General features: G+C 40.6%; 3 protein-coding genes. 2 read left to right on the forward strand and 1 reads right to left on the reverse strand.

Going from position 1 to position 1,438, the window contains the following annotated elements; all coding sequences use genetic code 11:
- The coding region (locus F6K49_RS48825; protein WP_293109932.1) for a Uma2 family endonuclease at window positions 1–347 on the forward strand (347 nt) is incomplete at its 5' end.
- Window positions 348–394: 47 nt separating this feature from the next.
- Here F6K49_RS48825 and F6K49_RS48830 read toward each other — a convergent pair.
- Window positions 395–535, reverse strand: coding sequence for a hypothetical protein (locus F6K49_RS48830; RefSeq protein WP_293109935.1), 141 nt, complete (start codon window positions 533–535; stop codon window positions 395–397).
- Window positions 536–794: 259 nt separating this feature from the next.
- Here F6K49_RS48830 and F6K49_RS48835 point away from each other — a divergent pair.
- On the forward strand, window positions 795–1,438 hold a 644-nt coding region (locus F6K49_RS48835), incomplete at its 3' end, for a Uma2 family endonuclease (RefSeq protein ID WP_293109937.1).

Raw genomic sequence — 1,438 nt, forward strand, 5'->3', positions numbered from 1 at the left:
TCCAAAATGAGCCATTGGTAAGACATAAGCAAAGCATTAATTTAGATCATGACCCACCCCCTGATTTAGTCTTAGAAGTCGATATCACCAGTGGTTCTTTAGATAAGCGCCCCATTTATGCAGCGCTTGGTGTCCCTGAATTATGGCGTTATAATGGACAAAAATTAGAAGTTTTTGTGTTACAACAACCGATTTTAATTTTTAATCAAGTAAATCAAAGCCCAACCTTCCCTTGGATGCCTTTGAATGCTATTCCTAGGTTTATTAACCAAAGTTTAGTCGATGGCGAAACAGCAACGTTACGGGCGTTTAGGGCTTGGGTTAGAAAACAAAATAATTTGGATTGAGGTTTTATAGCAGTTATCAATTGGGTGAGGTATACAATTTCTGGATTTTAGGGAACAGGGAACAGGGAACAGGGAACAGGGAACAGGGAACAGGGAACAGGGAGCAGGGAGCAGGAGTAAGAAAATTGAATGTACCTGATCAGGATAATAAACGTTATACTATTAGCGATTAACATTAAAAAAATCATACTATAACTGGAAATTACCACAAATAAATTCTAATAAATTTATGTTCAATAATTTTTGATAATAAAAAAAACTCTGATATCTTTCCTACTATTCCCGATTCCCGATTCCCGATTCCCGATTCCCTGTTCCCTGTTCCCTGTTCCCTACTCCCTACTCCCTACTCCCGTCTTGATGCAGTCGCTCATGGGGGAAACCCCCAAGACCGCGCTGCATCGCTACTCCCTACTCCCTACTCCCTATTCCCTACTCCCTAAAAAAATGACTACAAACTTCATTCCCCACAGTGAAGCTCCTGCTTCTCCTAAAGAAACGCTACCTACCATGTATGATCTGCCGAGTGAGAATCCGGAGGAACCTGGTTTGCCAGACGAATTTCACGATTTACAACCAGAATTATTAAGTCGTACCTTTCGTTGTCAGTATTACCCTTCTGAGGAAGTATTTATTGGTACAGATTTAAATCTTTACTATGATGTGCGCCATCCTCAATGGTATAAACGCCCGGATTGGTTTTTAGTGGTAGGAGTTCCCCGTTTATACGAGGGTACTGATATTAGATCTAGCTATGTAATTTGGCAAGAAGGAGTTAATCCCTTTGTAATTGTGGAATTGCTGTCACCGACAACTGCCAAAGATGATTTGGGGGATAACCTAGAGCAAGAACCTCAAGCATCTAGAGTTGATGGAAATAGTGATAATATTCAACGACACGATAGTAATAAAACGAGTAATAGTAGCAGTGAACCTACCCATCAAACTATTCCTTCAAAGTGGCAAGTCTATGAGCAACGATTACGGGTACCTTATTATCTCGTGTTTAGTCGCTATACCAACCAAATTCGGTTTTTCAAATTAATCGGAGCTGGTTACCAAGAGCAAGGGATTTTAGCTGACCCACCCCA

The organism is Moorena sp. SIO3I6 (assembly GCF_010672095.1).

Coding starts and splice junctions, on each gene's coding strand:
- F6K49_RS48830 (WP_293109935.1), bottom strand. CDS start 535: ATGATTTTTTTAATGTTAATCGCTAATAGTATAACGTTTATTATCCTG.